At 71.7% G+C, this 20500-nt stretch carries 24 protein-coding genes; 18 read left to right on the top strand and 6 right to left on the bottom strand.

Annotated elements, in window-relative coordinates; genetic code table 11:
- The first annotated feature begins 58 nt into the window (after nucleotides 1–58).
- The 5 genes from LNK82_RS12735 to priA are packed head-to-tail and all read left to right on the top strand — an operon-like array spanning nucleotide 59 to nucleotide 3566.
- Nucleotides 59–754: a thiamine pyrophosphate-binding protein gene (locus LNK82_RS12735; RefSeq protein WP_230567157.1), complete on the top strand. Its 696-nt coding sequence runs from the start codon at nucleotides 59–61 to the stop codon at nucleotides 752–754.
- Nucleotides 751–1650: a transketolase family protein gene (locus tag LNK82_RS12730; RefSeq protein WP_230567156.1), complete on the top strand. Its 900-nt coding sequence runs from the start codon at nucleotides 751–753 to the stop codon at nucleotides 1648–1650. Before LNK82_RS12735 ends, LNK82_RS12730 begins: the two co-directional genes overlap by 4 nt.
- A gap of 9 nt (nucleotides 1651–1659) precedes the next feature.
- Entirely contained in the window at nucleotides 1660–2130 is a 471-nt protein-coding gene (locus LNK82_RS12725) for a hypothetical protein (RefSeq protein ID WP_230567155.1), read from the top strand.
- 56 nt (nucleotides 2131–2186) lie between these two features.
- Nucleotides 2187–2822: an imidazole glycerol phosphate synthase subunit HisH gene (hisH, locus tag LNK82_RS12720; protein WP_230567154.1), complete on the top strand. Its 636-nt coding sequence runs from the start codon at nucleotides 2187–2189 to the stop codon at nucleotides 2820–2822.
- Between the two features lie 9 nt (nucleotides 2823–2831).
- Nucleotides 2832–3566 carry a bifunctional 1-(5-phosphoribosyl)-5-((5-phosphoribosylamino)methylideneamino)imidazole-4-carboxamide isomerase/phosphoribosylanthranilate isomerase PriA gene (priA, locus tag LNK82_RS12715; RefSeq protein WP_230567153.1) on the top strand — a complete coding sequence of 245 codons (735 nt, stop codon included), beginning with the start codon at nucleotides 2832–2834 and terminating at the stop codon, nucleotides 3564–3566.
- Here priA and LNK82_RS12710 read toward each other — a convergent pair.
- The 3 genes from LNK82_RS12710 to LNK82_RS12700 all read right to left on the bottom strand — a co-directional run bounded on the left by LNK82_RS12710 (nucleotide 3529) and on the right by LNK82_RS12700 (nucleotide 4952).
- Nucleotides 3529–4254 (bottom strand): Clp protease N-terminal domain-containing protein, encoded by a 726-nt coding sequence (locus LNK82_RS12710; RefSeq protein WP_230567152.1) that lies wholly within the window; start codon nucleotides 4252–4254, stop codon nucleotides 3529–3531. The genes priA and LNK82_RS12710 overlap by 38 nt on opposite strands.
- Before the next feature lie 49 nt (nucleotides 4255–4303).
- Nucleotides 4304–4669 (bottom strand): PPOX class F420-dependent oxidoreductase, encoded by a 366-nt coding sequence (locus tag LNK82_RS12705; RefSeq protein ID WP_230567151.1) that lies wholly within the window; start codon nucleotides 4667–4669, stop codon nucleotides 4304–4306.
- A 79-nt stretch (nucleotides 4670–4748) separates the two neighbouring features.
- A complete protein-coding gene (locus LNK82_RS12700; protein WP_033437808.1) occupies nucleotides 4749–4952 on the bottom strand; it encodes a cold-shock protein in 204 nt (67 codons plus the stop codon).
- Nucleotides 4953–5283: 331 nt separating this feature from the next.
- Between LNK82_RS12700 and hisF the strand changes: the two genes are divergently transcribed.
- From hisF to hisI, 3 genes are read left to right on the top strand one after another with little or no spacing between them, the layout of a single operon-like run.
- On the top strand, nucleotides 5284–6057 hold the full coding sequence (hisF, locus tag LNK82_RS12695) for an imidazole glycerol phosphate synthase subunit HisF (protein ID WP_230567150.1): 774 nt from the start codon (nucleotides 5284–5286) through the stop codon (nucleotides 6055–6057).
- The gene (locus tag LNK82_RS12690; protein WP_230567149.1) at nucleotides 6057–6434 is read left to right on the top strand and encodes a hypothetical protein; all 378 of its coding nucleotides are present in this window, start codon (nucleotides 6057–6059) and stop codon (nucleotides 6432–6434) included. The genes hisF and LNK82_RS12690 overlap by 1 nt, the downstream gene beginning before the upstream one ends.
- Nucleotides 6431–6784 (top strand): phosphoribosyl-AMP cyclohydrolase, encoded by a 354-nt coding sequence (hisI, locus tag LNK82_RS12685; RefSeq protein ID WP_230567148.1) that lies wholly within the window; start codon nucleotides 6431–6433, stop codon nucleotides 6782–6784. The genes LNK82_RS12690 and hisI overlap by 4 nt, the downstream gene beginning before the upstream one ends.
- A 4-nt stretch (nucleotides 6785–6788) precedes the next feature.
- Here the strand turns inward: hisI and LNK82_RS12680 are convergent, their stop codons facing one another.
- Complete coding sequence (locus LNK82_RS12680) at nucleotides 6789–7403, bottom strand: TetR/AcrR family transcriptional regulator (RefSeq protein WP_230567147.1); 615 nt, start codon at nucleotides 7401–7403, stop codon at nucleotides 6789–6791.
- 96 nt (nucleotides 7404–7499) lie between these two features.
- Between LNK82_RS12680 and LNK82_RS12675 the strand changes: the two genes are divergently transcribed.
- The 8 genes from LNK82_RS12675 (at nucleotide 7500) to LNK82_RS12640 (ending at nucleotide 15007) form a co-directional block, all read left to right on the top strand.
- Nucleotides 7500–9041, top strand: a complete 1542-nt coding sequence (locus LNK82_RS12675) for an anthranilate synthase component I (RefSeq protein WP_230567146.1) — start codon at nucleotides 7500–7502, stop codon at nucleotides 9039–9041.
- Nucleotides 9034–9513: a Trp biosynthesis-associated membrane protein gene (locus LNK82_RS12670; protein WP_230567145.1), complete on the top strand. Its 480-nt coding sequence runs from the start codon at nucleotides 9034–9036 to the stop codon at nucleotides 9511–9513. Before LNK82_RS12675 ends, LNK82_RS12670 begins: the two co-directional genes overlap by 8 nt.
- A 210-nt stretch (nucleotides 9514–9723) precedes the next feature.
- Complete coding sequence (trpC, locus tag LNK82_RS12665; RefSeq protein ID WP_230567144.1) at nucleotides 9724–10533, top strand: indole-3-glycerol phosphate synthase TrpC; 810 nt, start codon at nucleotides 9724–9726, stop codon at nucleotides 10531–10533.
- 21 nt (nucleotides 10534–10554) lie between these two features.
- Complete coding sequence (gene trpB, locus LNK82_RS12660; RefSeq protein ID WP_230567143.1) at nucleotides 10555–11778, top strand: tryptophan synthase subunit beta; 1224 nt, start codon at nucleotides 10555–10557, stop codon at nucleotides 11776–11778.
- Nucleotides 11775–12560 (top strand): tryptophan synthase subunit alpha, encoded by a 786-nt coding sequence (gene trpA / locus LNK82_RS12655; RefSeq protein ID WP_230567142.1) that lies wholly within the window; start codon nucleotides 11775–11777, stop codon nucleotides 12558–12560. Before trpB ends, trpA begins: the two co-directional genes overlap by 4 nt.
- Nucleotides 12561–12710: 150 nt before the next feature.
- Complete coding sequence (locus tag LNK82_RS12650; protein WP_230567141.1) at nucleotides 12711–13286, top strand: Uma2 family endonuclease; 576 nt, start codon at nucleotides 12711–12713, stop codon at nucleotides 13284–13286.
- Between the two features lie 5 nt (nucleotides 13287–13291).
- The gene (lgt, locus tag LNK82_RS12645; RefSeq protein WP_230567140.1) at nucleotides 13292–14326 is read left to right on the top strand and encodes a prolipoprotein diacylglyceryl transferase; all 1035 of its coding nucleotides are present in this window, start codon (nucleotides 13292–13294) and stop codon (nucleotides 14324–14326) included.
- Nucleotides 14327–14332: 6 nt separating this feature from the next.
- Nucleotides 14333–15007: a response regulator transcription factor gene (locus LNK82_RS12640; RefSeq protein WP_230567139.1), complete on the top strand. Its 675-nt coding sequence runs from the start codon at nucleotides 14333–14335 to the stop codon at nucleotides 15005–15007.
- Here the strand turns inward: LNK82_RS12640 and LNK82_RS12635 are convergent, their stop codons facing one another.
- Nucleotides 15008–15541: an AMIN-like domain-containing (lipo)protein gene (locus LNK82_RS12635; protein WP_230567138.1), complete on the bottom strand. Its 534-nt coding sequence runs from the start codon at nucleotides 15539–15541 to the stop codon at nucleotides 15008–15010.
- 76 nt (nucleotides 15542–15617) lie between these two features.
- On the opposite strand from LNK82_RS12635, the gene LNK82_RS12630 reads away from it, so the two are divergent.
- Nucleotides 15618–16985, top strand: coding sequence for a sensor histidine kinase (locus LNK82_RS12630; RefSeq protein ID WP_230567137.1), 1368 nt, complete (start codon nucleotides 15618–15620; stop codon nucleotides 16983–16985).
- Between the two features lie 719 nt (nucleotides 16986–17704).
- Here the strand turns inward: LNK82_RS12630 and LNK82_RS12625 are convergent.
- Nucleotides 17705–18649 carry a TAXI family TRAP transporter solute-binding subunit gene (locus tag LNK82_RS12625; RefSeq protein ID WP_230567136.1) on the bottom strand — a complete coding sequence of 315 codons (945 nt, stop codon included), beginning with the start codon at nucleotides 18647–18649 and terminating at the stop codon, nucleotides 17705–17707.
- 140 nt (nucleotides 18650–18789) lie between these two features.
- Between LNK82_RS12625 and dctA the strand changes: the two genes are divergently transcribed.
- Nucleotides 18790–20160, top strand: coding sequence for a C4-dicarboxylate transporter DctA (gene dctA, locus LNK82_RS12620; protein WP_230567135.1), 1371 nt, complete (start codon nucleotides 18790–18792; stop codon nucleotides 20158–20160).
- Nucleotides 20161–20500: the final 340 nt, after the last annotated feature.

Genomic DNA, 20500 nt, shown 5'->3' with positions numbered 1-20500 from the left:
CTCACGTGCCCATCCTATGTCTTGACCTCGACCTAAGTCGAAGTTGTTTCGTGGGTTCATGGCAGTCAAGGACAAGTCGGGCTTCGCGGACATCCCCGCGTTGTTCCGGCGGATGACAGGGGACGAGAAGCACGAGTGGGCGGCGGCGTCCACGCTGGACGTGCTGTGGGTGCTCTACGACAGGGTGCTGGACGTCGCGCCGGACCGGGTGGACGACCCGGACCGCGACCGGTTCCTGCTGTCCAAGGGGCACGGTCCGATGGCGTACTACGCCGTGCTGGCCGCGAAGGGCTTCCTCGATCCGTCCACCCTGGACAGTTGGACCGCGTGGGACTCGCCGTTGGGCCAGCACCCGGACCGCGTGCTGGTCAACGGCGTCGAGATCAGCAGCGGCTCGCTCGGGCACGGCCTGCCGATCGCCGTCGGCACCGCGCTCGGCCTGCGCGTGCAGGGGCGGACCGCGCGGACGTTCGTGCTGGTCGGGGACGCGGAGCTGGACGAGGGCAGCAACCACGAGGCCATCGCGCTGGCCGGTCGGCTCGGCCTGGACCGGCTCGTCACCGTCGTGGTGGACAACGCTTCCGGCACGCACGGCTGGCCCGGCGGGGTGGCTAAGAGGTTCGAGGTCGAGGGCTGGCAGGCGTCCACAGTGGACGGACGTGACCACGGCGCGCTCCACGAGGCGTTCACGCAGGACCACCCCGGCCGTCCGTTGGTCGTGGTGGCGGAGATCGGCAAGGGGGAGCGGGGATGACGTCGATGCGCCAGGTGTTCGTGGACACCGTCGAGGACGTGATGCGGCACGACCCGCGGGTCGCCGTCGTGCTGGCGGAGATCTCGCGGGACGCGTTCGCGCCGCACGAGCGGGTGGTCAACGTCGGCATCCGCGAGCAGGCGATGGTCGGCGTGGGCGCGGGGCTGGCGTTGAGCGGGCTGCGGCCGGTCGTGCACACCTACGCGCCGTTCCTGGTCGAGCGGCCGTTCGAGCAGATCAAGCTGGACTTCGGCCACCAGGACCTGGGCGGGGTGCTGGTCAGCATCGGCGGCTCCTACGACGACCCGGTGTGGGGCCGCACGCACCAGGCGCCCGGTGACGTGGCGCTGTTCGGCACGCTGCCCGGGTGGACGGTGCGCGTGCCGGGCCACCCGGAGGAGGTCGGGCCGATCGTGCGGGACGCGCTGGCGCGTGACGACCGGGTCTACATCCGGCTCTCCCTGCGGCAGAACACCTCTCCGCACCCGGTGGTCGAGGGGTTCACCGAGGTGCGGCGCGGCGGGCAGGGCGTGGTGGTGGCGGTCGGGCCGATGCTCGACACCGTGCTGGAGGCCACCCGGGACGCGGACGTGACGGTGCTCTACGCGACCACCGTGCGGCCGTTCGACGCGGCCGGGCTGCAAGCGGCGGTGCGCCGCGCCGACCGGGCGGACGTGCTGCTGGTCGAGCCGTACCTGGAGGGCACGTCGGCGCACCTGGCGGCCGAGGCGCTGGCGGACGTGCCGCACCGGCTGCGGTCGCTCGGCGTGCGGCGAGACTCCGAGCTGCGGGCCTACGGCACGGCCGAGGACCACGATTCGGCGCACGACCTCGACGTGCTCGGCGTCGCCGCGGCTGTGCGTCGGATGTTCGGGCACCCGGCCGCTGCGGCATGATCTCTGCCTGTGAGCGTGCCGAGAACCCTGATCTGGACACCCGCGCCGACCGCGGAGCTGCAGCTGAACCTGCACCGCGCCGCCGCGGGGCCCGCGGCACTCGTCCCGGTCGCGTCCGGGACGGTGCTGCTGCCGCGCAGGCAGATCGGGTTCCCGGCGGCGTTCCGGCTGGCCGAGCAGGTGCGGGAGACCGGCGCGGCGGCGTTGCTGCTGCGCTGGTCTCCCACCGCCGAGGTGTGGACCGACGGCGAGCGGGCAGGCTCCACGGGCTCGGCGCGCCGGCTGGTCGGCCTGCTGCGCTGGTGGCGGCTCGACGCCCGACCGCGGCCCGCCGACCTGCCCGCCGACGTCGCCGAGGTGCGCGCGCTGGTGGACGAGGGCCGCGCCGACACCTGGGTGACCGCCCTGCCGAACCGCGCCGGCCTGCCGATCAACACGGTCCTGCCGGTGGTCCCGGTGACGCAGGGCGGGTTGGCCTGAGGGGTCGTGGCGGACCGCACGCTCCTGGCGTGCGGCGTGGCGACTACGCTGGATGGGTGCCCAAGGTCGTTGTGCTGGACTACGGATTCGGCAACATCCGCTCCGCCGAGCGCGCCCTCCAGCGCGTCGGCGCCGACGTGGAGGTGTCGTCCGACCACCGGGCCGCGCTCGACGCGGACGGCCTGGTGGTGCCCGGTGTCGGCGCGTTCGCCGCGTGCATGGCCGGGCTGGACGCGATCAAGGGCGGCCGCCTCATCGGCCAACGGCTCGCCGGCGGACGTCCGGTGCTCGGCATCTGCGTCGGCATGCAGATCCTCTTCGAACGGGGCATCGAGCACGGCGTGCTCACCGAGGGCTGCGGCGAGTGGCCGGGCACGGTGGAGCGGCTGGAGGCCCCGGTCGTGCCCCACATGGGCTGGAACACCGTCCGCACCTCCGAGGACACCAGGCTGTTCGCCGGCCTCGACCCGGACACCCGGTACTACTTCGTGCACTCCTACGGCGTGCGCAAGTGGGAGCTGCCGGAGTCCGACGCGCTCCGCGCGCCGCTGGTGACGTGGGCCGAGCACGGCGGCGACGAGTTCGTCGCGGCGGTGGAGAACGGTCCGCTGTGGGCGACCCAGTTCCACCCGGAGAAGTCCGGCGACGCGGGCGCGCACCTGCTGGAGAACTGGCTCAAGAGCTTCAACTAGGCTGAACGCGTGACTTTCACGCTGCTCCCGGCTGTTGACGTGGCCGATGGCCTGGCCGTTCGGCTCGTGCAGGGCGAGGCCGGCACCGAGACCAACTACGGCGACCCGCTGGACGCCGCGCTCGCCTGGCAGCGCGACGGCGCCGAGTGGGTGCACCTGGTCGACCTCGACGCCGCGTTCGGCCGCGGCAGCAACCGCGAGCTGCTGGCCCGCGTGGTCGGCGAGCTGGACGTCCGGGTCGAGCTGTCCGGCGGCATCCGCGACGACGCGTCGCTGGCCGCCGCGCTCGCGACCGGCTGCGCGCGGGTGAACCTGGGCACGGCCGCGCTGGAGGACCCGGTGTGGTGCGCGAAGGTCGTCGCCGAGCACGGCGACAAGATCGCGGTCGGCCTCGACGTGCGGATCACCGAGCAGGGCCACCGGGTGGCCGCGCGCGGGTGGACGAAGGACGGCGGCGACCTGTGGGAGGTGCTGGAGCGGCTGGACCGCGACGGCTGCGCCCGCTACGTGGTCACCGACGTCGGCAAGGACGGCACGCTCCAGGGCCCGAACGTGGACCTGCTGCGCGAGGTGTGCGCGCGCACCGACGCGCCGGTCATCGCCTCGGGTGGCGTGTCCAGTGTGGACGACCTGGTCGCGCTGGCGGCGTTGTCCCGAGACGGTGTCGAGGGCGCGATCGTGGGCAAGGCGCTCTACGCGGGCGCGTTCACGCTCCCGGAGGCGCTGGCCGCGGTCCGCGGCTGATCGCGTCCTCGATCTCGCGGACGATGTAGGCCTCCGCGGCTGCCTCGGTGACGCCCGTGCGTTCGAGGGCCTTGGCCGCGGCGCCTTCCTTCTCGGCGAGCAGGCCGAGCAGCAGGTGCTCGGTGCCGACGAACGCGTGGCCCTGGCGCAGCGACGCCCGCACGGCCAGTTCCAGCGCCTTCTTGCAGTGCGCGGTGAACGGCTGCGGGTCGGGCCGCTGCCGGACCGTGCCGTCGAGCTCGCTGAGCACCGCCATCCGCGTGGTGCCCTCCGACGCCTCCAGCTTGGCGATGGTCTTGGCGGCCAGGCCGCCGGACTCGTCGAGCAGGCCGAGCAGGAGGTGCTCGGTGCCGATGTGCTCGCTGAACCGGGCGTGGTGGCGGGCCAGCACGACGACCCGCCGGGCCCGGTCGGTGTAGCGGTCGAAGCTCGGCTTCAGGTCCGGCGACACCTTGGGCACGAACCGCTTCTGCGCGGCCTGCTTGGTGACGCCGAGGCTCTCGCCGATCTCGGCCCAGCTCGCGCCCGCGCGCCGCGCCTCGTCCACGAAGTGCCCGATGAGGTGATCGCCCAACTCGTCGAGCTGGCCGCTCAGCTGCACGGCGGCGGCCAGCCTGCCCAGCACGTCGGTGTGTTCCGCCGCGACGGTGACGATCAGGTCCGTGAGCTGGACCGGGGGAGCTACCACCCGTCAACTGTAGGTTGACGCAACGCGACGGGTCAACTCCGGGTTGACGCTAGGCGGGCGTGATCTCGATGCCGATCGTGCCGTCGCGCCCGCGGCGGATCCGGCTGCCGAGCAGGGTGAGCCTGCCCATCACGCCGTACTTCTTCGCGATGAGGGACCGCACCCGGTCGCTGCCGCGCCCGTCGAGCAGCCGCGCGGTGGCCGGGATCTGCTCGCCGGTGGGTTGGCCCCGGAAGTCGCACGGTCCCACGCGCACGTCGCCGCTGCGGCGGATGCGCTTGACCTTCCCCGCGTCGGCGGCCGACCACGCGTACAGCGTGCCCTCGGCGCCGGCCACCCAGACGGGTGTCGGCACGGCGGTGCCGTCCTTGCGGAAGGTGGTCAACAACAGGTACTTGGCGGCTGCGAGGTCCATGACCGGCAACGTTAGCCGCGACATGCGGAAGAGCCCCGCTCCCACGAGGGGAACGGGGCTCTTCACGAGCAACGCTGGGTCAGATGACCGTCACGTTCGTCGCCTGGGGGCCCTTGGCGCCCTGGCCGACATCGAAGCTCACCCGCTGGTTCTCCTCCAGGCTGCGGTAGCCGCCGCTCTGGATCTCCGAGTAGTGGACGAACACGTCCGCGCCGCCATCCTCGGGGGAGATGAAGCCGAAGCCCTTCTCCGAGTTGAACCACTTCACGGTGCCCTGCGCCATCTTTGTACTCCTCATACAGCTACCAACGGGGCGAACGCACCCGCTGGGGCCGGTCCAAACGCTGACCCTGAGGAATCACACGCTCAAACAATGTTTCGCGAGCGTGGATGACACGAACACAAAACTTGCGACCTCCTCAAGTGAACCACACTTTCGCCGCCACGTCGCCCACCAACGGCCGCGAATCCCACTTTCAGGTGTCGCGTGTCCCACGTCCAGAACGCGCGAGTCCTACGTTCAGGTCGCGTGTGTCCTACGTTCACGACCCCCGAGTTGAACGCTCAGGCACCGGGAGTCGGCCGCTCAGGGGCGTCCACGTAGGCTTTTGGCCATGTCAGTCGCGGTACGCGTGATCCCCTGCCTGGACGTCGACCGGGGCAGGGTCGTGAAGGGCGTGAACTTCACCAACCTCGTCGACGCGGGTGACCCGGTCGAGCTGGCGCGGGCCTACGACGCGGAGGGCGCGGACGAGCTGACGTTCCTCGACGTGACGGCGTCGTCCAGCGACCGCGAGACCACGTTCGACGTGGTCCGGCGCACGGCGGAGCAGGTGTTCATCCCGCTCACGGTGGGCGGTGGCGTGCGCGCCGCGGACGACGTGGACAAGCTGCTGCGGGCGGGCGCGGACAAGGTGAGCGTGAACACGGCCGCGATCGCCCGGCCCGAGCTGCTCGGCGAGCTGTCCCGCCGGTTCGGCGCCCAGTGCATCGTGCTGTCGGTGGACGGGCGGCGCGTGCCCGAGGGTGAGCAGCCCACCCCGTCGGGGTTCGAGGTCACCACGCACGGCGGGCGCAAGGGCACCGGCATCGACGCGGTCGAGTGGGCGGCCCGGGGCCAGGAGCTGGGCGTCGGCGAGATCCTGCTGAACTCGATGGACGCCGACGGCACCAAGGCCGGGTTCGACCTGGAGCTGATCCGGCTCACCCGCGCGGTGGTCGACGTGCCGCTGATCGCCAGCGGCGGCGCGGGCGCGGTGGAGCACTTCCCGCCCGCCGTGGCCGAGGGCGCGGACGCGGTGCTCGCGGCCAGCGTGTTCCACTTCGGCACGCTGCGCATCGGCGACGTGAAGCAGGGCCTGCGCGACGCGGGCGTGGTGGTGCGCTGATGCCGAACGCGCGCAACGCGCCCCCCGAGGTGCGCCTCGCGACCCTGATCGGCGCCGCCGGCGGCCTGGCGTTCGTGCTCATGGGCCTGATCCAGTGGCAGGTCGAGAACGACCCGAGCTGGATCAGGTTCCCGGTGATCGTCGCCGTGCTGGAGCTGCTCGCGGTCGGCGGCCTGGTGGCGGGCCTGCGCCCGGCCCGGCTGACGGCGGCGCTCGTGTTCGGCCTGGTCGCGTTGGTCCACCTGCTCGCGGTGCTCAACCAGGGGCCGGCGTGGATCCGCGTGGTCTCCGGCCTGCTGTCCGCGGTCCACGTCTTCGGCGTGGTGATGCTCAACACCAAGCCCGCCCGGATCCACTTCCTCGGAGGACAGCGTTGACCAGCGCGCTCGACCCGTCCATCGCCTCACGGCTCAAGCGCACCGCCGACGGGCTGGTGTGCGCCGTGGCGCAGCGGCGCGGCACCGGGGAGGTGCTCATGGTGGCGTGGATGGACGACGAGGCCCTGCACCGCACGCTCACCACCCGCCGCGCCACGTACTACTCGCGCAGCCGGCAGCAGCTGTGGGTGAAGGGCGAGACGTCCGGGCACACGCAGCACGTGCACGAGGTGCGGCTGGACTGCGACGGCGACACGGTGCTGCTCGTCGTGGACCAGGTCGGCGCCGCCTGCCACACCGGTGACGCCACGTGCTTCGACGCCACCGTGCTGCTCGGCCCGGAGGGCTGACGGCTCAGTCGATGTCGCCGGTCAGGTAGCGCTGGAGGTTGGGCGCGATGGCCTTGACCATCGTCTCCACGTCAGCCGAGGCGAACGGCTCGAACTTCACCACGTACCGCACCATGCCCATGCCGAAGATCTGGCTGGCCACGAGGGTGGCGCGCAGCTCCCCGTCCGGCACGTCCAGGTGCCCGACGATCCGCTTGAGCAGGGTGCCCACGAAGAAGCCCCGCAGCACTTCGGCGACCTGGTCGTGCGCCGTCACGCTGCGCACCAGCGCGGCGAACTGGCCGCCGCCGATGGGGTCCCAGATGCCGATGAAGTTGCGCACCATCCGCTCGCCGATCCCCTCGTCCGGACCGTCGAGGATGCGCTCGACCAGCGCGTTGACGTCGACCGGCACCTGGAGCACGGCCTTGGCGAACAGGGCCTCCTTGCCGCCGAACCAGTGGTTGACCATGGCCGCGTCCACACCGGCCCGCGCCGCGATGGACCGCACGGTGGCGCCCTCGTAGCCGCGTTCGACGAAGATCGCGCGGGCGGCGGCCAGCAGCGCGGCCTTGGTGTCCTCGCCGCCCGCGCGTCGGCCGCGGCGCTTGGGTTCGGTTTGGTTCGTGCCGGTGTCCACGCCATCATCATGCGGTAAGACGCACCTTTTTTCAACGTGCGTTGAAATAGGGCCCGGCCGTACATCCGTATAGGTGCAACCTGCACAATGTCGCCCATGGTGAGCGTCATCGGTGCAGGTGCGGGTCTGGGCGAGGTCAGCCCGACGCGCGAGGAGTTCCGCGAGCTCGCCGCCCAACGGCGGGTCATCCCGGTGGTGCGGCGGCTGCTGGCGGACGCGGAGACGCCCGTCGGGCTGTACCGCAAGCTCGCGGGGGACCGGCCGGGCACGTTCCTGTTCGAGTCGGCCGAGAACGGCCGCTCCTGGTCGCGCTGGTCGTTCGTCGGCGCGCGCAGCGCGGGCGCGCTGACCGCGACCGGCGGCGAGGCGTTCTGGCTCGGGCCGCACCCCGTGGGCCTGCCCGAGGGCGGCGACCCGCTGGTGGCGCTGCGCGAGACCATCGAGGTGCTGCGCACCGACCCGCTGCCCGGCCTGCCGCCGTTGACCGGCGGGATGGTCGGCTACATCGGCTACGACGCCGTGCGGCGGCTGGAGCGGCTGCCGTCGTTGGCCGAGGACGACCTGGAGGTGCCGGAGCTGGTGATGCTGCTGGCCACCGACCTGGCCGCGCTGGACCACCACGAGGGCACCGTCACGCTCATCGCCAACGCCATCAACTGGGACGACTCGCCGGAACGCGTGGACGCGGCGTACGACGACGCGGTGGCCAGGCTCGACGCGATGACGCAGGACCTGCAGAGCGCCGCGCCGCCCACCGCCGCGGTGTTCGCCCGGCCCAAGCCGGAGTTCGTGCGCCGCCGCTCGCAGCAGGAGCACTACGCGGTCGTGGAGAAGGCCAAGGAGGCCATCCGGGCCGGTGAGGCGTTCCAGGTCGTGCTGTCGCAGCGGTTCGAGATGCGCACCACCGCCGACCCGCTCGACATCTACCGCGTGCTGCGGACGTCCAACCCGAGCCCGTACATGTACCTGCTGCGGCTGGATGACTTCGACATCGTCGGGTGCAGCCCGGAGTCGTTGGTGACCGTGCGCGACGGCAAGGCCACCACTCACCCGATCGCGGGCACGCGGTGGAGGGGCGTCGACGACGAGGAAGACGCCTTGCTGGAGAAGGACCTGCTGGCCGACCACAAGGAGCGCGCCGAGCACCTCATGCTGGTCGACCTGGGCCGCAACGACCTGGGCCGGGTGTGCAAGCCCGGCTCGGTGACCGTGGTCGACTTCTTCAAGGTCGAGCGGTACAGCCACGTCATGCACATCGTGTCCACGGTCACCGGCGAGCTCGCGGAGGGTCGCACGGCGTTCGACGCGGTCGCGGCGTGCTTCCCGGCGGGCACCCTGTCCGGCGCGCCCAAGCCGCGCGCGATGGAGCTGATCGAGGAGCTGGAGCCCACGCGGCGCGGCCTGTACGGCGGCGTCGTCGGCTACCTGGACTTCGCCGGCGACGCGGACACCGCCATCGCCATCCGCACCGCCCTGGTGCGCGACGGCGTGGCGTACGTGCAGGCGGGGGGCGGCATCGTGGCCGACTCCGACCCGGTCGCCGAGGACAACGAGTGCCTGAACAAGGCGGGCGCGGTGCTCTCGGCGATCGCGACCGCGCAGACCATGGCCCCGGCGGTGGACCCGGCCCGTGTCTGAGAAGTCGGCGGCTAGGCGTCCACTGTGGATCGTGGTGGCGCTGCTGCTGCTCGCCGCGGTGGCGTTGTGGGGTGCGTCCGCCATGGCCTGGGGCGCTTCGGCGGACCGAAGCGGCGGCGACGTCGTGCCCGCGCTGACCCCGTTGGCGTTGCTGTGCCTGGCCGCGATCGCCGCCGTGGTGGCGTTGAGCGGCTGGGTGCGGCGGGTGCTCGGCGTCGTGGTGCTGCTGGCGGGCGTGGCGGCGGCGTTCCAGGGAGTGGACGCCGACGGGCCCGTGACCGGCCGCGGCCTCGTGCTGCTCGGTGCGGCGCTCGCGGTCGCGGCGGGCGTGCTGCTCGTCGTGCGCGGATCGGCCATGCCGCGCTTGGGCGGCGGCTACCAGACGCCCGGCGCGGCCAAGCGGACCGCCGACCCCGAGCGGGAGCTGTGGAACGCGCTGGAGCGCGGCGACGATCCCACGGAGCGGGACTGACCCCGTGCTGACGGCCGGCTGACGCGCCGGCTCCGCACGTTTGCGCACGTCGGCTCGCAAGGGCCCTGGTCAACTGGGCGAACGGGCCTACCCCGGTGGCCCGACGGGGTTCGCTGCGGGGTTAGCATCCTCGTGGCGGGAAGGGGAGCATGACGTGCGGGAGCTTGCGACTGAACCGGAAGGTCTGACGGAGTCGAGCGAGGTGCGCGGATGACCGTGCTCGAGTCGATCATCGAAGGCGTCCGCGAGGACCTCGCCGAGCGCGAGGCGGCACTGCCCTTCGACGTGCTCAGGGAGAAGGCGACGAAGGTGCCGCCGCCGCAGGACGTGATGTCGATCCTGCGCGGACCGGGCGTCGGCGTGATCGCCGAGGTCAAGCGGCGCAGCCCGTCCAAGGGGCAGCTGGCCGACATCCCGGAGCCCGCGGAGCTCGCCGCGCAGTACGAGCTCGGCGGCGCGCGGGCGATCAGCGTGCTGACCGAGGGGCGCCGGTTCGGCGGGTCGTTGGAGGACTTCGACGCGGTGCGCGCGGCGGTGGGCGTCCCCCTGTTGCGCAAGGACTTCATCGTCAGCCCGTACCAGGTGCACGAGGCGCGCCTGCACGGCGCCGACCTGGTGCTGCTGATCGTGGCGGCGTTGGAGCAGAACGCGCTGGTGTCGCTGCTCGACCGGGTGGAGTCGCTCGGCATGACGGCCCTGGTCGAGGTGCACACGGCCGAAGAGGCCGACCGCGCGCTGGAGGCGGGTGCGAGCGTCATCGGCGTGAACGCGCGCAACCTGCACACCCTGGAAGTGGACAAGGACGTCTTCGGGCGGATCGCGCCCGGCCTGCCCTTCGACACCATCAAGATCGCCGAGTCCGGTGTCACCGGACCGGGTGATCTGATGGCGTACGCGGGCGCGGGCGCCGACGCGGTGCTGGTCGGCGAGAGCCTGGTGACGAGCGGCGACCCCAAGGTCGCGGTGAACAAGCTGGTGACGGCCGGGTCCCACCCGGCGTGTCCCCGGCCGAGCCGGTAAGACCCCGTAGGAGGAGAGCGCATGGCGCGCGGCCAGTTGGCTCCGACACCCCACGACCCGGATGAGCGGGGCCACTTCGGGCCGTGGGGCGGCCGGTTCATGCCGGAAGCGCTCATCGCCGCGGTGGACGAGCTCGCCGCGTTCTACGAGAAGGCGCGGGTCGACCCCGAGTTCCTCGACGAGTTCGCGCGCCTGCTGCGCGACTTCGCCGGGCGGCCGTCGCTGCTCACGGAGGCGCCGAAGTTCGCCGCCCACGCGGGCGGCGCGCGGATCTTCCTCAAGCGCGAGGACCTCAACCACACCGGCTCGCACAAGATCAACAACGTGCTGGGCCAAGCGCTGCTGACCAAGCGCATGGGCAAGAAGCGGGTCATCGCCGAGACCGGCGCGGGCCAGCACGGCGTGGCCACGGCCACCGCCTGCGCCCTGATGGGCCTGGACTGCGTCGTCTACATGGGCGAGGTCGACACCGAGCGGCAGGCGCTCAACGTGGCCCGGATGCGGCTGCTCGGCGCGCGGGTCATCCCGGTGAAGACCGGCTCGCGCACGTTGAAGGACGCCATCAACGAGGCGCTGCGCGACTGGGTCGCCAACGTCGACGACACGCACTACCTGCTCGGCACCGCCGCCGGGCCGCACCCGTTCCCGGTGCTCGTGCGCGACTTCCACCGGATCATCGGCATCGAGGCGCGCGAGCAGATCCTGGAGAAGGCCGGTCGGCTGCCCGACGTGGTGGCCGCGTGCGTCGGCGGCGGGTCGAACGCCATCGGCATCTTCCACGGCTTCATCGACGACCCGTCCGTGCGGCTGGTCGGCCTGGAGCCCGGCGGCGACGGCATCGAGACCTCCCGGCACGGCGCGACGTTGACCGCGGGCACGCCCGGGTCGCTGCACGGCGCCATGTCGTACGTGCTGCAGGACTCCGACGGGCAGATCGCCGAGGCGCACTCCATCTCGGCGGGGCTGGACTACCCCGGCGTGGGGCCCGAGCACGCGTTCCTGAAGGACAGCGGACGGGCCGAGTACCGGCCGGTGACCGACGCCCAGGCGATGGAGGCGTTCGCGCTGCTGTCGCGGGAGGAGGGCATCATCCCGGCGGTCGAGTCGGCGCACGCCCTGGCCGGCGCGCTGGTGCTCGGCCGCGAGCTCGGGCCGGAGGGGCTGATCCTGGTCAACCTGTCCGGGCGCGGCGACAAGGACATGGACACCGCGATCAAGTGGTTCGGGCTGGGGGTGGAGTCGTGAGCAGGCTTGATCCGGTTTTCTCGGCTTGTCGGGCGGAGTCGCGGGCGGCCCTGATCGGGTACCTGCCCGCCGGGTACCCCACGCTCGAGGGCTCGAAGGACGTGCTGCGGACGATGGTGTCGTCCGGGTGCGACCTGGTGGAGGTCGGCCTGCCGTTCTCCGACCCGGTGATGGACGGCGTCACCATCCAGTGCGCGGCCGAGCAGGCGTTGCGGGGCGGGTTCCGGGTGCGCGACCTGTTCGGCGTGGTCGAGTCGGTGGCGGCGGCGGGTGGGCGCGCGGTCGTGATGACGTACTGGAACCCGGTGCTGGCCTACGGGGTGGACCGGTTCGCGCGCGACCTGGCGGCGGCCGGTGGGCTGGGTGTCATCACGCCCGACCTCGTGCCGGACGAGGGTGCCGAGTGGATCTCGGCGACGGACGCGCACGACCTGGACCGGATCTTCCTGGTCGCGCCGTCGTCGACGGAGGAGCGGATCTCGTTGACGGCCCGGTCGTCGCGGGGGTTCTTGTACGCGACGTCGGTGATGGGTGTGACGGGCGCGCGCGACGTGGTGTCGTCGGCGGCCCCGGCGCTGGTCAAGCGGGTGCGTGAGCACACGGACATGCCGATCGGCGTCGGTCTGGGCGTGCGGAGCGGCGCTCAGGCGGCGGAGCTGGCGGCGTTCGCGGACGGTGTGATCGTGGGCTCGGCGTTCGTGTCGGCCGTGCAGGACGACACCGTGGCGGCGTTGACCGAGGAGTTGGCCGGTGGGGTGCGCCAAGCGGCAGCGGCCGTGTAGCACGCACGTTCGAGTGAACTAGTCCGTCCGGCGGCTTCCGGGCGTCGGAATTGTCGGTGCGCGTCGGCATCCTGGGCTCGTGATCAAGCTCATCCACGACCCGGCGTGCGGCACTGCGGTGCGTCGGGCTGCCCCCGGAGGTGATAGCGCATGGCTCTGCAGGCGGACTACGAACACGACGTCGGTCATCCCGCTCCCTGGTTCCGCCACGAGGGACCCTGGACCCTCGACGAAGTCCTCGCACTACCCGAGGACCTGTCGCAGCGGGTCGAGCTGGTGGACGGGGCGCTGATCGTGAGCCGTCTCGGAAACCTCCCGCACCAGAGCCTCGTCGGCGACGTGTACTTCGGCTTGAGGACTGCTTGCCCACCTGACTACAAGGTGCTGCCCGGCTTCAACCTCGGCCTGTCGCCCAGCCGGATGCTCATCCCCGACTTCGGCGTCGTCGTTCGCGGACGCACCGGCTTGGTGCTGCCCGTCGAGGACCTGATCCTGGCCGGTGAAGTGCTCTTGCCGAGCACGCGACAGCAGGATCTGACGCTCAAGCGAGACCTGTACGCGGCGGGCGGAGTGCCGTTCTACCTGCTCATCGACCCCGCGGAGGGTGAGCCCGTGGCGACGGTGCTCGAGTTGGAAGAAGGCAAGTACGTGGAGACCGCCCGCAGCGAAGGCGGGTTCTTGAAGCTCGAACGACCCTTCCCGGTAACAATCGCGCTGTCGCCGTAGGGCAGATGGCCGCACCCACTACGGTGGTGGCCGTGGTGACGACTTACCTCGCGACGATCCCCAGCCCCGACCAGGGCGTGTGGCACCTGGGACCGATCCCGATCCGCGCCTACGCGCTGTGCATCATCCTCGGCATCATCCTGGCCATCTGGTGGGGTGAGCGCCGCTGGGTGGCCCGCGGCGGCCTGAAGGGCGAGGTCACCGACATCGCCGTGTTCGCGGTGCCGTTCGGCCTGATCGGCGGGCGGCTGTACCACGTGGCGACGGACTACGACAAGTACTTCGGGGAGGGTCGCAACCCGCTCGAAGCCCTGGCCATCTGGAACGGCGGCCTCGGCATCTGGGGCGCCATCGCGCTCGGTGGCGTCGGCGCGTGGATCGGGTGCCGCCGCAAGGGCATCCCGCTGCCCGCGATGGCGGACGCGCTCGCGCCCGGCATCCTCGCCGCGCAGGCCGTCGGCCGCCTCGGCAACTACTTCAACCAGGAGCTCTACGGCGGTCCCACCACGCTGCCGTGGGGTCTGGAGATCTACGAGCGGGAGGACCCGGAGACCGGCTTCGAGGACGACCTCGGCGGCGTGGCGGTGGACCACACGCCGATCGAGATCGTGCACCCGACGTTCCTCTACGAGATGCTGTGGAGCCTCGGTGTCGTCCTGATCATCGTGTGGGCGGACCGGAAGTTCCGGCTCGGCCACGGCCGGGTGTTCGCGCTGTACGTCGCGGGCTACACGGCCGGCCGGTTCTGGATCGAGCAGATGCGTACCGACTACGCCACGCAGGTGTTCGGGCTGCGGATCAACGTCATCACGTCGGTCGTGGTGTTCCTCGGTGCGGTCGTCTACTTCGTGCTCGCCGGGAAGAAGGGCGACCGCGAGGTCATCGTGCGCGAGGAGCCCGCCGCCGCCGAACCGACCGAGTCCGGCTACGCGAGCACGGACGAGGACAAGCCGGCGGCGGACGACGAGGAGACGACCGTCCCCGACACCAAGGCCGCGCCCGACAAGCCCGCGGACACCGGCGACAAGCCGGAGCAGTAGGCCGCCGTGCGCATCCTCGTCGTCGAAGATGACGACCGGGTGGCGCGCGGACTGCTCACGGCGCTGCGGCACGCGGGCTACGAAGTGCACCGGGTGGGCACGGCCGCCGCGGCGCTCACCGCGCCGCCGGCGGACGTCGTGCTGCTCGACCTGGGCCTGCCCGACGGAGACGGCCTCGACGTGCTGCGCGAACTCCGCCACCGCACCGGCACCGCGATCATCACCGTGACCGCGCGCGGCGAGGAGCGGGAACGGGTGCTCGGCCTGCGGCTGGGCGCGGACGACTACGTGGTGAAGCCGTTCGGCACTGCCGAGCTGCTGGCCCGCATCGAAGCCGTGCTCCGCCGCACCCGCGCGGCCCGTGCCGCCGCACGTGAGCACGAGATCACGCTGGGCCCGCTCACCCTGGACCCGGCCGGTCGCGAGGCCAGGATCAACGGCGAACCGGTGCCGCTGACCCGCAAGGAGTTCGACCTGCTCGCCCTGCTGGTCGGCCGCGCGGGCACCGTCGTCAGCCGCGACCTGATCGTGGACCAGGTCTGGCAGGCGCACTGGGAGGCGCCGTCACGCACCCTGGACACCCACATCGCCGCCCTGCGCGGCAAGCTCGGCGACGCGTTGCGCATCGAGACGATCCGCGGTGTGGGCTACCGGGTGGCAGCCCACACCACCGATCGTTGATCACCAGACGTGGGCGACGTCCACCACGACCCGGCCGGGGAGCGTGAACACCCGGAACGGCAGCACCGCGCGCACACCCAGGCCCACCGTCGTCTGCCCCTCGAACGACCCGGCCCAGGCGACCTGCCGGAACGTCTGGTAGCCCGTGACGTTCACCAGCTCCGACCCGTTCGGGTACGTGTAGGTCGGGTTGCCGTCCTGGTCGTAGGACGGCGAGTTCACCGTGATCTGCAGCTTGCCCGCGCCGCGCAACGGCACCGGCTTGCCCGACCCCTCGTGGGTCACCTCGGGCACGTACTGCACCGTGTAGCCGTCGTTCTCGCCGCCGGTGAAGTCGAACACCAACCGGTCGTAGCACTCCTGCTGACCGGCGCGGATGTTCGCCAGCAGCCCGGTCGTGGTCTGGGACGCGGCCTTCGGCCCCGATCCCCAGTCGACCGGCGTGCAGGCGGTGGGCGCCGCGGACGCGGTCACCGGCGCGACCACCGCGATGGCCGTCATCGCCGCGAGTACCAACGCAACCTTGCGTAACATGCTCATTCCCCCTTCGTCGGGCCGGAACAGCCCGCAGCCGACATGACGCACGTCACCCACGGGAGGTTGCCTCCGCGTGCTGCGCCGCCTGCTGGTCCTCATCGTGCCGCTGCTGGTCGCCCTGGTCGCGGCCCTCGGCGTGCCGCTCGCGTTCGCCGTCGTGCAGCGGGAGAGCCAGGAGACCTACCTCGACCGCCTGGGTGACGCGAGCCGGTTCGCGTCGCTGGCGGAGAGCGCCCTGGCGTCGGACCGGCTCACCGCGCTGCGCGAGGAACTGGTCCGCTACGACCAGCTCTACGGCATCTCAGCCGCCCTCGTCGGCACCGACGGCACCGTGCTGGAATCGTCACGCCGCCCGTTCGCCTTGGACGACCCGCACGTCGAGGTGGGCCTGAACGCGGCCTTCGGCGGGTACCGCGGCGAAACCGACCAGTCGGTGTGGCCGTGGGAGCGCGTGAACCTCGTCGTGGTCGAGCCGGTGGGCCGGGACAGCGAGGTGGTGGCCGCCGTGGTGACGATCTCCCCGACCGACGGCCTCAGGGCGGCGATCCTCCGCCAGTGGGGCGTGCTGGCGCTGATCGGCCTGGTGCCCATGCTGGGCGTGGTGGCGGTCGCGTGGCCGATGTCGCGCTGGGTCCTCCGCCCGGTCCGCACCCTGGACGAGGCCACCGCCGCCGTCGCGGGCGGCCGGCTGGACGTCCGTGCGGATGAGCTCGGCGGGCCTCCTGAGCTGCGCAGACTCGCCGCGAGCTTCAACGTGATGGTCGACGTGGTCGGCCGCGCCCTGCGCAGGCAACGGGCGTTCGTGGCGGACGCCTCCCACCAACTCCGCAACCCGCTGGCCAGCCTCCGCCTGGCCGTGGACAACCTGGAGCCGCACGTCACCGACGACGCGGGCCGCGAGGCGCAACGCATCGCGGTGGACGAGGCCGAGGAGATGGGCCGCGTCCTGGACACCCTGCTGGCCGCCACTCGGCTGGACAGCACCTCCGCCGCCGAACCGGTCGACGTGGACACCCTGCTGGCCACGCACGTTCCCGGCTGGCGCGCCCTGGCGGGCGATATTCGCCTGGAGGTGTCCGTCCCACCCGGCCTGCGGGCGCTGGAACCACCCGGCGGCCTCGGCAGCGTGCTGGACGAACTCGTCGGCAACGCGATCCGCCTCTCCGGCGGCACACGGGTGAAGGTCTGGGGCAGGGCCGCGGACGGCGGCGTGGAACTGCACGTGACCGACGACGGCACGGGCCTGTCGGACGACGAGCGAGCCGACGCACTGAGCCGGTTCTGGCGCGCACCGCGCCATCAGAACATCGCGGGCACCGGGCTGGGACTGGCCATCTGCGCCGAGCTGATCGAGTCGGCCGGCGGCGAACTGGCCCTCCACCCCGTCGAACCGCACGGCCTGGACGCCGTCGTCCACCTCAGCGCGCGAGCCGCCACCTGACCTGACCCATCTGCCGACCCGAACCGCCTGCCGACCCGACCCACCTGCCGACCCGAACCGCCTGGTGACCTGCCCCGCCGCCTGCCCCGCCGCCTGACCCGCCTGCGGCTGGCGCGCCGCCTGCTGCCGATGCTGATCGGGTGCGGATTGGCGCGGATCGAGCCCGGTGTCTCGCGGACCGAGCCCGATCCCCGCAGATTGAGCCCGATGCCCCCGCGGACCAGCCTGCCGCCTGCCGGACTGCGCCCGCCGCGTGCTGCTGGCGCGGATCAAGCCCGGTGCCCACGGACCCAGCCGATACCTCGCGGAGCCAGCCGGCTGCCCGGTGCTGCCCGGTGCCGCCCGATCGCGGTCCGGCGTCAGTCCGGTGCCCGACCGCGTGTCTGCCCGGCCGGTGCCCGACCGCGGGGTGCCCCGACCACGCCCGCCCGGTGCCTGTCCGCCCGGCCGCGTGGTGCCTGTTCGCACCGCCTGGTGCCTGCCCGCCGCGCGCCCAGTGCCCGCCTGCTGCTTGACCGTCTGCCTGGCGTTCGCCTGACCGCCTGACTGGTCGCCTGCCTGGTCCGCTGACGCTCGCCGTGGGTGCCGCCTCCTTCTATCCCGGCAACGTCAATGGTCTGCCGAAAGTTTCTCCATTGACGGGCAGTTCGCTCTATCGGGTGATCATCGGGACGCCGGTGCAGCCCCGGCCATGGGCGGCGGGAGGAGGTTTTGGCTGGTCAGCGCTTGGTCGCTCGGAACCAGCGTTCGGCGCCCTTGTGCAGCGGCACCTGGCCGGTGGCGATGCCGGTCCTCACGTTGATCCTGCTGGCCTCCGGGTGGCCCGCGGCGATCCGGGCCGATTGCGTGAACACCGTCCGCGTCACCACCTCGACCACGTCCTCGTCCAACGACGTCCGCGCCAGCAGCAGGTTGGGCACGGCGAACGTGCGGCACGGGCCGAGGTTGCCGTAGGTCGTGGCCGGGATGGTGGCCGGCACGTACGGGCCCGGGTAGGCCTCGGCCAGGCGTTCCGCCTCGGCGGGCAGGTCGAGCAGGCGCAGCGGGAACCCCGCGAGCGTGTCGGCGATGGCCGGCGTCGGAATGCCGGTCAGCGCGAGGAACGCGTCGAGCGAACCCGTCGTCAGCTCCTCGGCCGCGTCGGCGTGCGCCATCCGGCGCGCGTCGACCTCGATGCCCAGCAACGACAGCAGCCTGGTCGCGGTGAACTCCGTGCCCGACTCCGACGGCCCGAACGAGACCGTCCGCCCGGCCAGGTCCGACAACGTCCGCAGCGGCGAGTCGGCGGGCACGGCGATCTGCATGAAGCTGTCGTAGAGCCGGCCCACCGCACTGATGCCGCCCGGGTCTTCGGCGCTGAGCAGGGCACCGGCCACCAGCGGATCCAAAGAGGACAGTCCAAGGTGGACCTCGCCCTCGCGGAGCAGGCGCACGTTCTCCACCGACGCGCCGGTCTGGCGCTCCACCACCCGGGTCGTGGGCAGCTCGTCGGCCAGCGCCGCCGCCAGCGCGCCGCCGATCTCGCGGAACACCGCACCGTCCGGCCCGGTCGCGAGCACCAGTTCGCCGAGCGCGGGCGGGCTGCTCGACGTGCAGGCCGACAGCCACGCCGGCACGCCCGCCGCCAGGGCGGATCGCAGCACCGAACGCCGGGACACCCGCACGAACAGCAGGGTAACCCCACCACCGGGTGAACGGAGTGTTACGTCAGAGGGATCTGAAGTTTCCGGCGCGCTCCTTGTCGCGACGACGGCCTGTGCTCAGGATCACGAACCAACTCCCAACGGTCCCCCTTGGAGGAGACGTGGTCAGCGCGCAAGCCCGTGAGCGCAAACCGATCTACAAGCACCTCTACTTCTGGGTGCTGGTGTCGATCGTGCTCGGCGTCGTCGTCGGGTACGCCTTCCCGGCGCAGGCGTCGGGCATGAAGTGGATGGCCGACTTCTTCATCGCGCTGGTCAAGGTGGTCATCGCACCGACGATCTTCTGCACGGTCGTGGTCGGCATCGCGGGCCTCGGCAACCTCGCCAAGGCGGGCGGCCTGGCGCTGCGGACCATCCTGTACTTCACCGCGATGACGACGGTGGCGCTGGCGATCGGCCTGATCGTGGTCAACCTGGTGCAGCCGGGCCACCACGGCGCGTCCATCCCGATCAACGACGGCGCGGCGGAGAAGACGCTCGCCGACGCCAAGACCGCCGAAACCGGCGTCACGGGCTTCATCCTGGGCCTGGTGCCGAAGTCGTTCCTCGGCGCGTTCACCGACGGCCAGCTGATCCAGGTGCTGGTGGTCGCGATCCTGGTCGCGGTGGCCGTGGCGGGCATGGGCAAGCGCGGCGAGAAGGTCGTGTCCGCGCTGGACACCACGGCCAAGGTGATGTTCGGCGTCATCAAGATCGTCATGTACGCGGCGCCGATCGGCGCGTTCGGCGGCATCGCCTACACGATCGGCAAGTTCGGCGGTTCGATCCTGGGCAAGCTGGCGTGGCTGATGGGCTCGTTCTACGCGACGTGCCTGCTGTTCATCCTGGTGGTGCTGGGCGGCGTGGCGCTGTACGCCGGGTTCTCGATCTTCAAGTTCCTCCGGTACATCAAGGACGAGCTGCTGATCGTGCTCGGCACGTCGTCGTCGGAGACCGTGCTGCCGCGCATGTTGGTGAAGCTGGAGGCGGCGGGCGCGGACAAGTCGGTGGTGGGCCTGACGATCCCGACCGGCTACTCGTTCAACCTGGACGGCACGTGCATCTACCTGACCATGGGCGCGATCTTCATCGCCCAGGCGACGGGCACGGAGGTGGGCCTGGGCACGCAGATCGGGCTGCTGCTGTTCATGCTGCTGGCCAGCAAGGGCGCGGCGGGCGTCACGGGCGCGGGCCTGGTCACGCTGGCGGCGTCGCTGAGCGCGTTCGAGGGCAACAGCGCGATCCCGGCGGTCGGCATCGCGCTGATCGTGGGCATCGACCGGTTCATGTCCGAGGCGCGGGCGATCACGAACGTCATCGGCAACGGCGTCGGCACCCTTGTGGTGGCGCGCTGGCAGGGCCAGTTGGACCGCGACCGGTTGCGCGAAGTGATGGACAACCCCGGGCAGGTGGACGTGGATGCCCTGATGGAACAGCAGCACGGTGACGATTACGTCACGGAGCGTGAGCCGGTGGGCGCCGGCACCCGCTGAGACGCGCACCTGAGCCCCCGGTCGTCGCCCACGAGGCGGCGGCACGGGGGCTCACCTGCGAGTTCGTCCGGAATCGTGGCGGAGGGCGCAGTGTCGGCCGAATCTCACCGGCGCGCGCGAGGGCGGTCCCTCCGTTATGCTTAACAACGCGTAACAAGCCGGCCGGGGTATCGCTCGAACCGGCCGAATCGTTACCGGTCGCCGATCGAGATCACCCGAAGGATGGTGTGGATCCGTTTCGCGACTGTTAAAGTCTCGTCAACACGCGGGCCATCGTCGTCCCGTGCCCAGCACCCGGATTCCAGGACCTGGACACGAGGACTCGTTCTTTCACCAAGGA

This window comes from Saccharothrix luteola, from assembly GCF_020859565.1.
GTDB lineage: Bacteria > Actinomycetota > Actinomycetes > Mycobacteriales > Pseudonocardiaceae > Actinosynnema > Actinosynnema luteola.
This window is presented reverse-complemented; position numbering and strand designations above follow the sequence as displayed.

Bases quoted from the DNA above. Each gene is read 5' to 3' on its own strand.
- LNK82_RS12735 (WP_230567157.1), top strand. From the start codon at position 59: ATGGCAGTCAAGGACAAGTCGGGCTTCGCGGACATCCCCGCGTTGTTC.
- LNK82_RS12730 (WP_230567156.1), top strand. From the start codon at position 751: ATGACGTCGATGCGCCAGGTGTTCGTGGACACCGTCGAGGACGTGATG.
- LNK82_RS12705 (WP_230567151.1), bottom strand. From the start codon at position 4,669: ATGGACCTCGCAGCCGCCAAGTACCTGTTGTTGACCACCTTCCGCAAG.
- LNK82_RS12700 (WP_033437808.1), bottom strand. From the start codon at position 4,952: ATGGCGCAGGGCACCGTGAAGTGGTTCAACTCGGAGAAGGGCTTCGGC.
- hisF (WP_230567150.1), top strand. From the start codon at position 5,284: ATGTCAGTCGCGGTACGCGTGATCCCCTGCCTGGACGTCGACCGGGGC.
- LNK82_RS12690 (WP_230567149.1), top strand. From the start codon at position 6,057: ATGCCGAACGCGCGCAACGCGCCCCCCGAGGTGCGCCTCGCGACCCTG.
- LNK82_RS12675 (WP_230567146.1), top strand. From the start codon at position 7,500: ATGGTGAGCGTCATCGGTGCAGGTGCGGGTCTGGGCGAGGTCAGCCCG.
- trpC (WP_230567144.1), top strand. From the start codon at position 9,724: ATGACCGTGCTCGAGTCGATCATCGAAGGCGTCCGCGAGGACCTCGCC.
- trpB (WP_230567143.1), top strand. From the start codon at position 10,555: ATGGCGCGCGGCCAGTTGGCTCCGACACCCCACGACCCGGATGAGCGG.
- LNK82_RS12650 (WP_230567141.1), top strand. From the start codon at position 12,711: ATGGCTCTGCAGGCGGACTACGAACACGACGTCGGTCATCCCGCTCCC.
- lgt (WP_230567140.1), top strand. From the start codon at position 13,292: ATGGCCGCACCCACTACGGTGGTGGCCGTGGTGACGACTTACCTCGCG.
- LNK82_RS12635 (WP_230567138.1), bottom strand. From the start codon at position 15,541: ATGTTACGCAAGGTTGCGTTGGTACTCGCGGCGATGACGGCCATCGCG.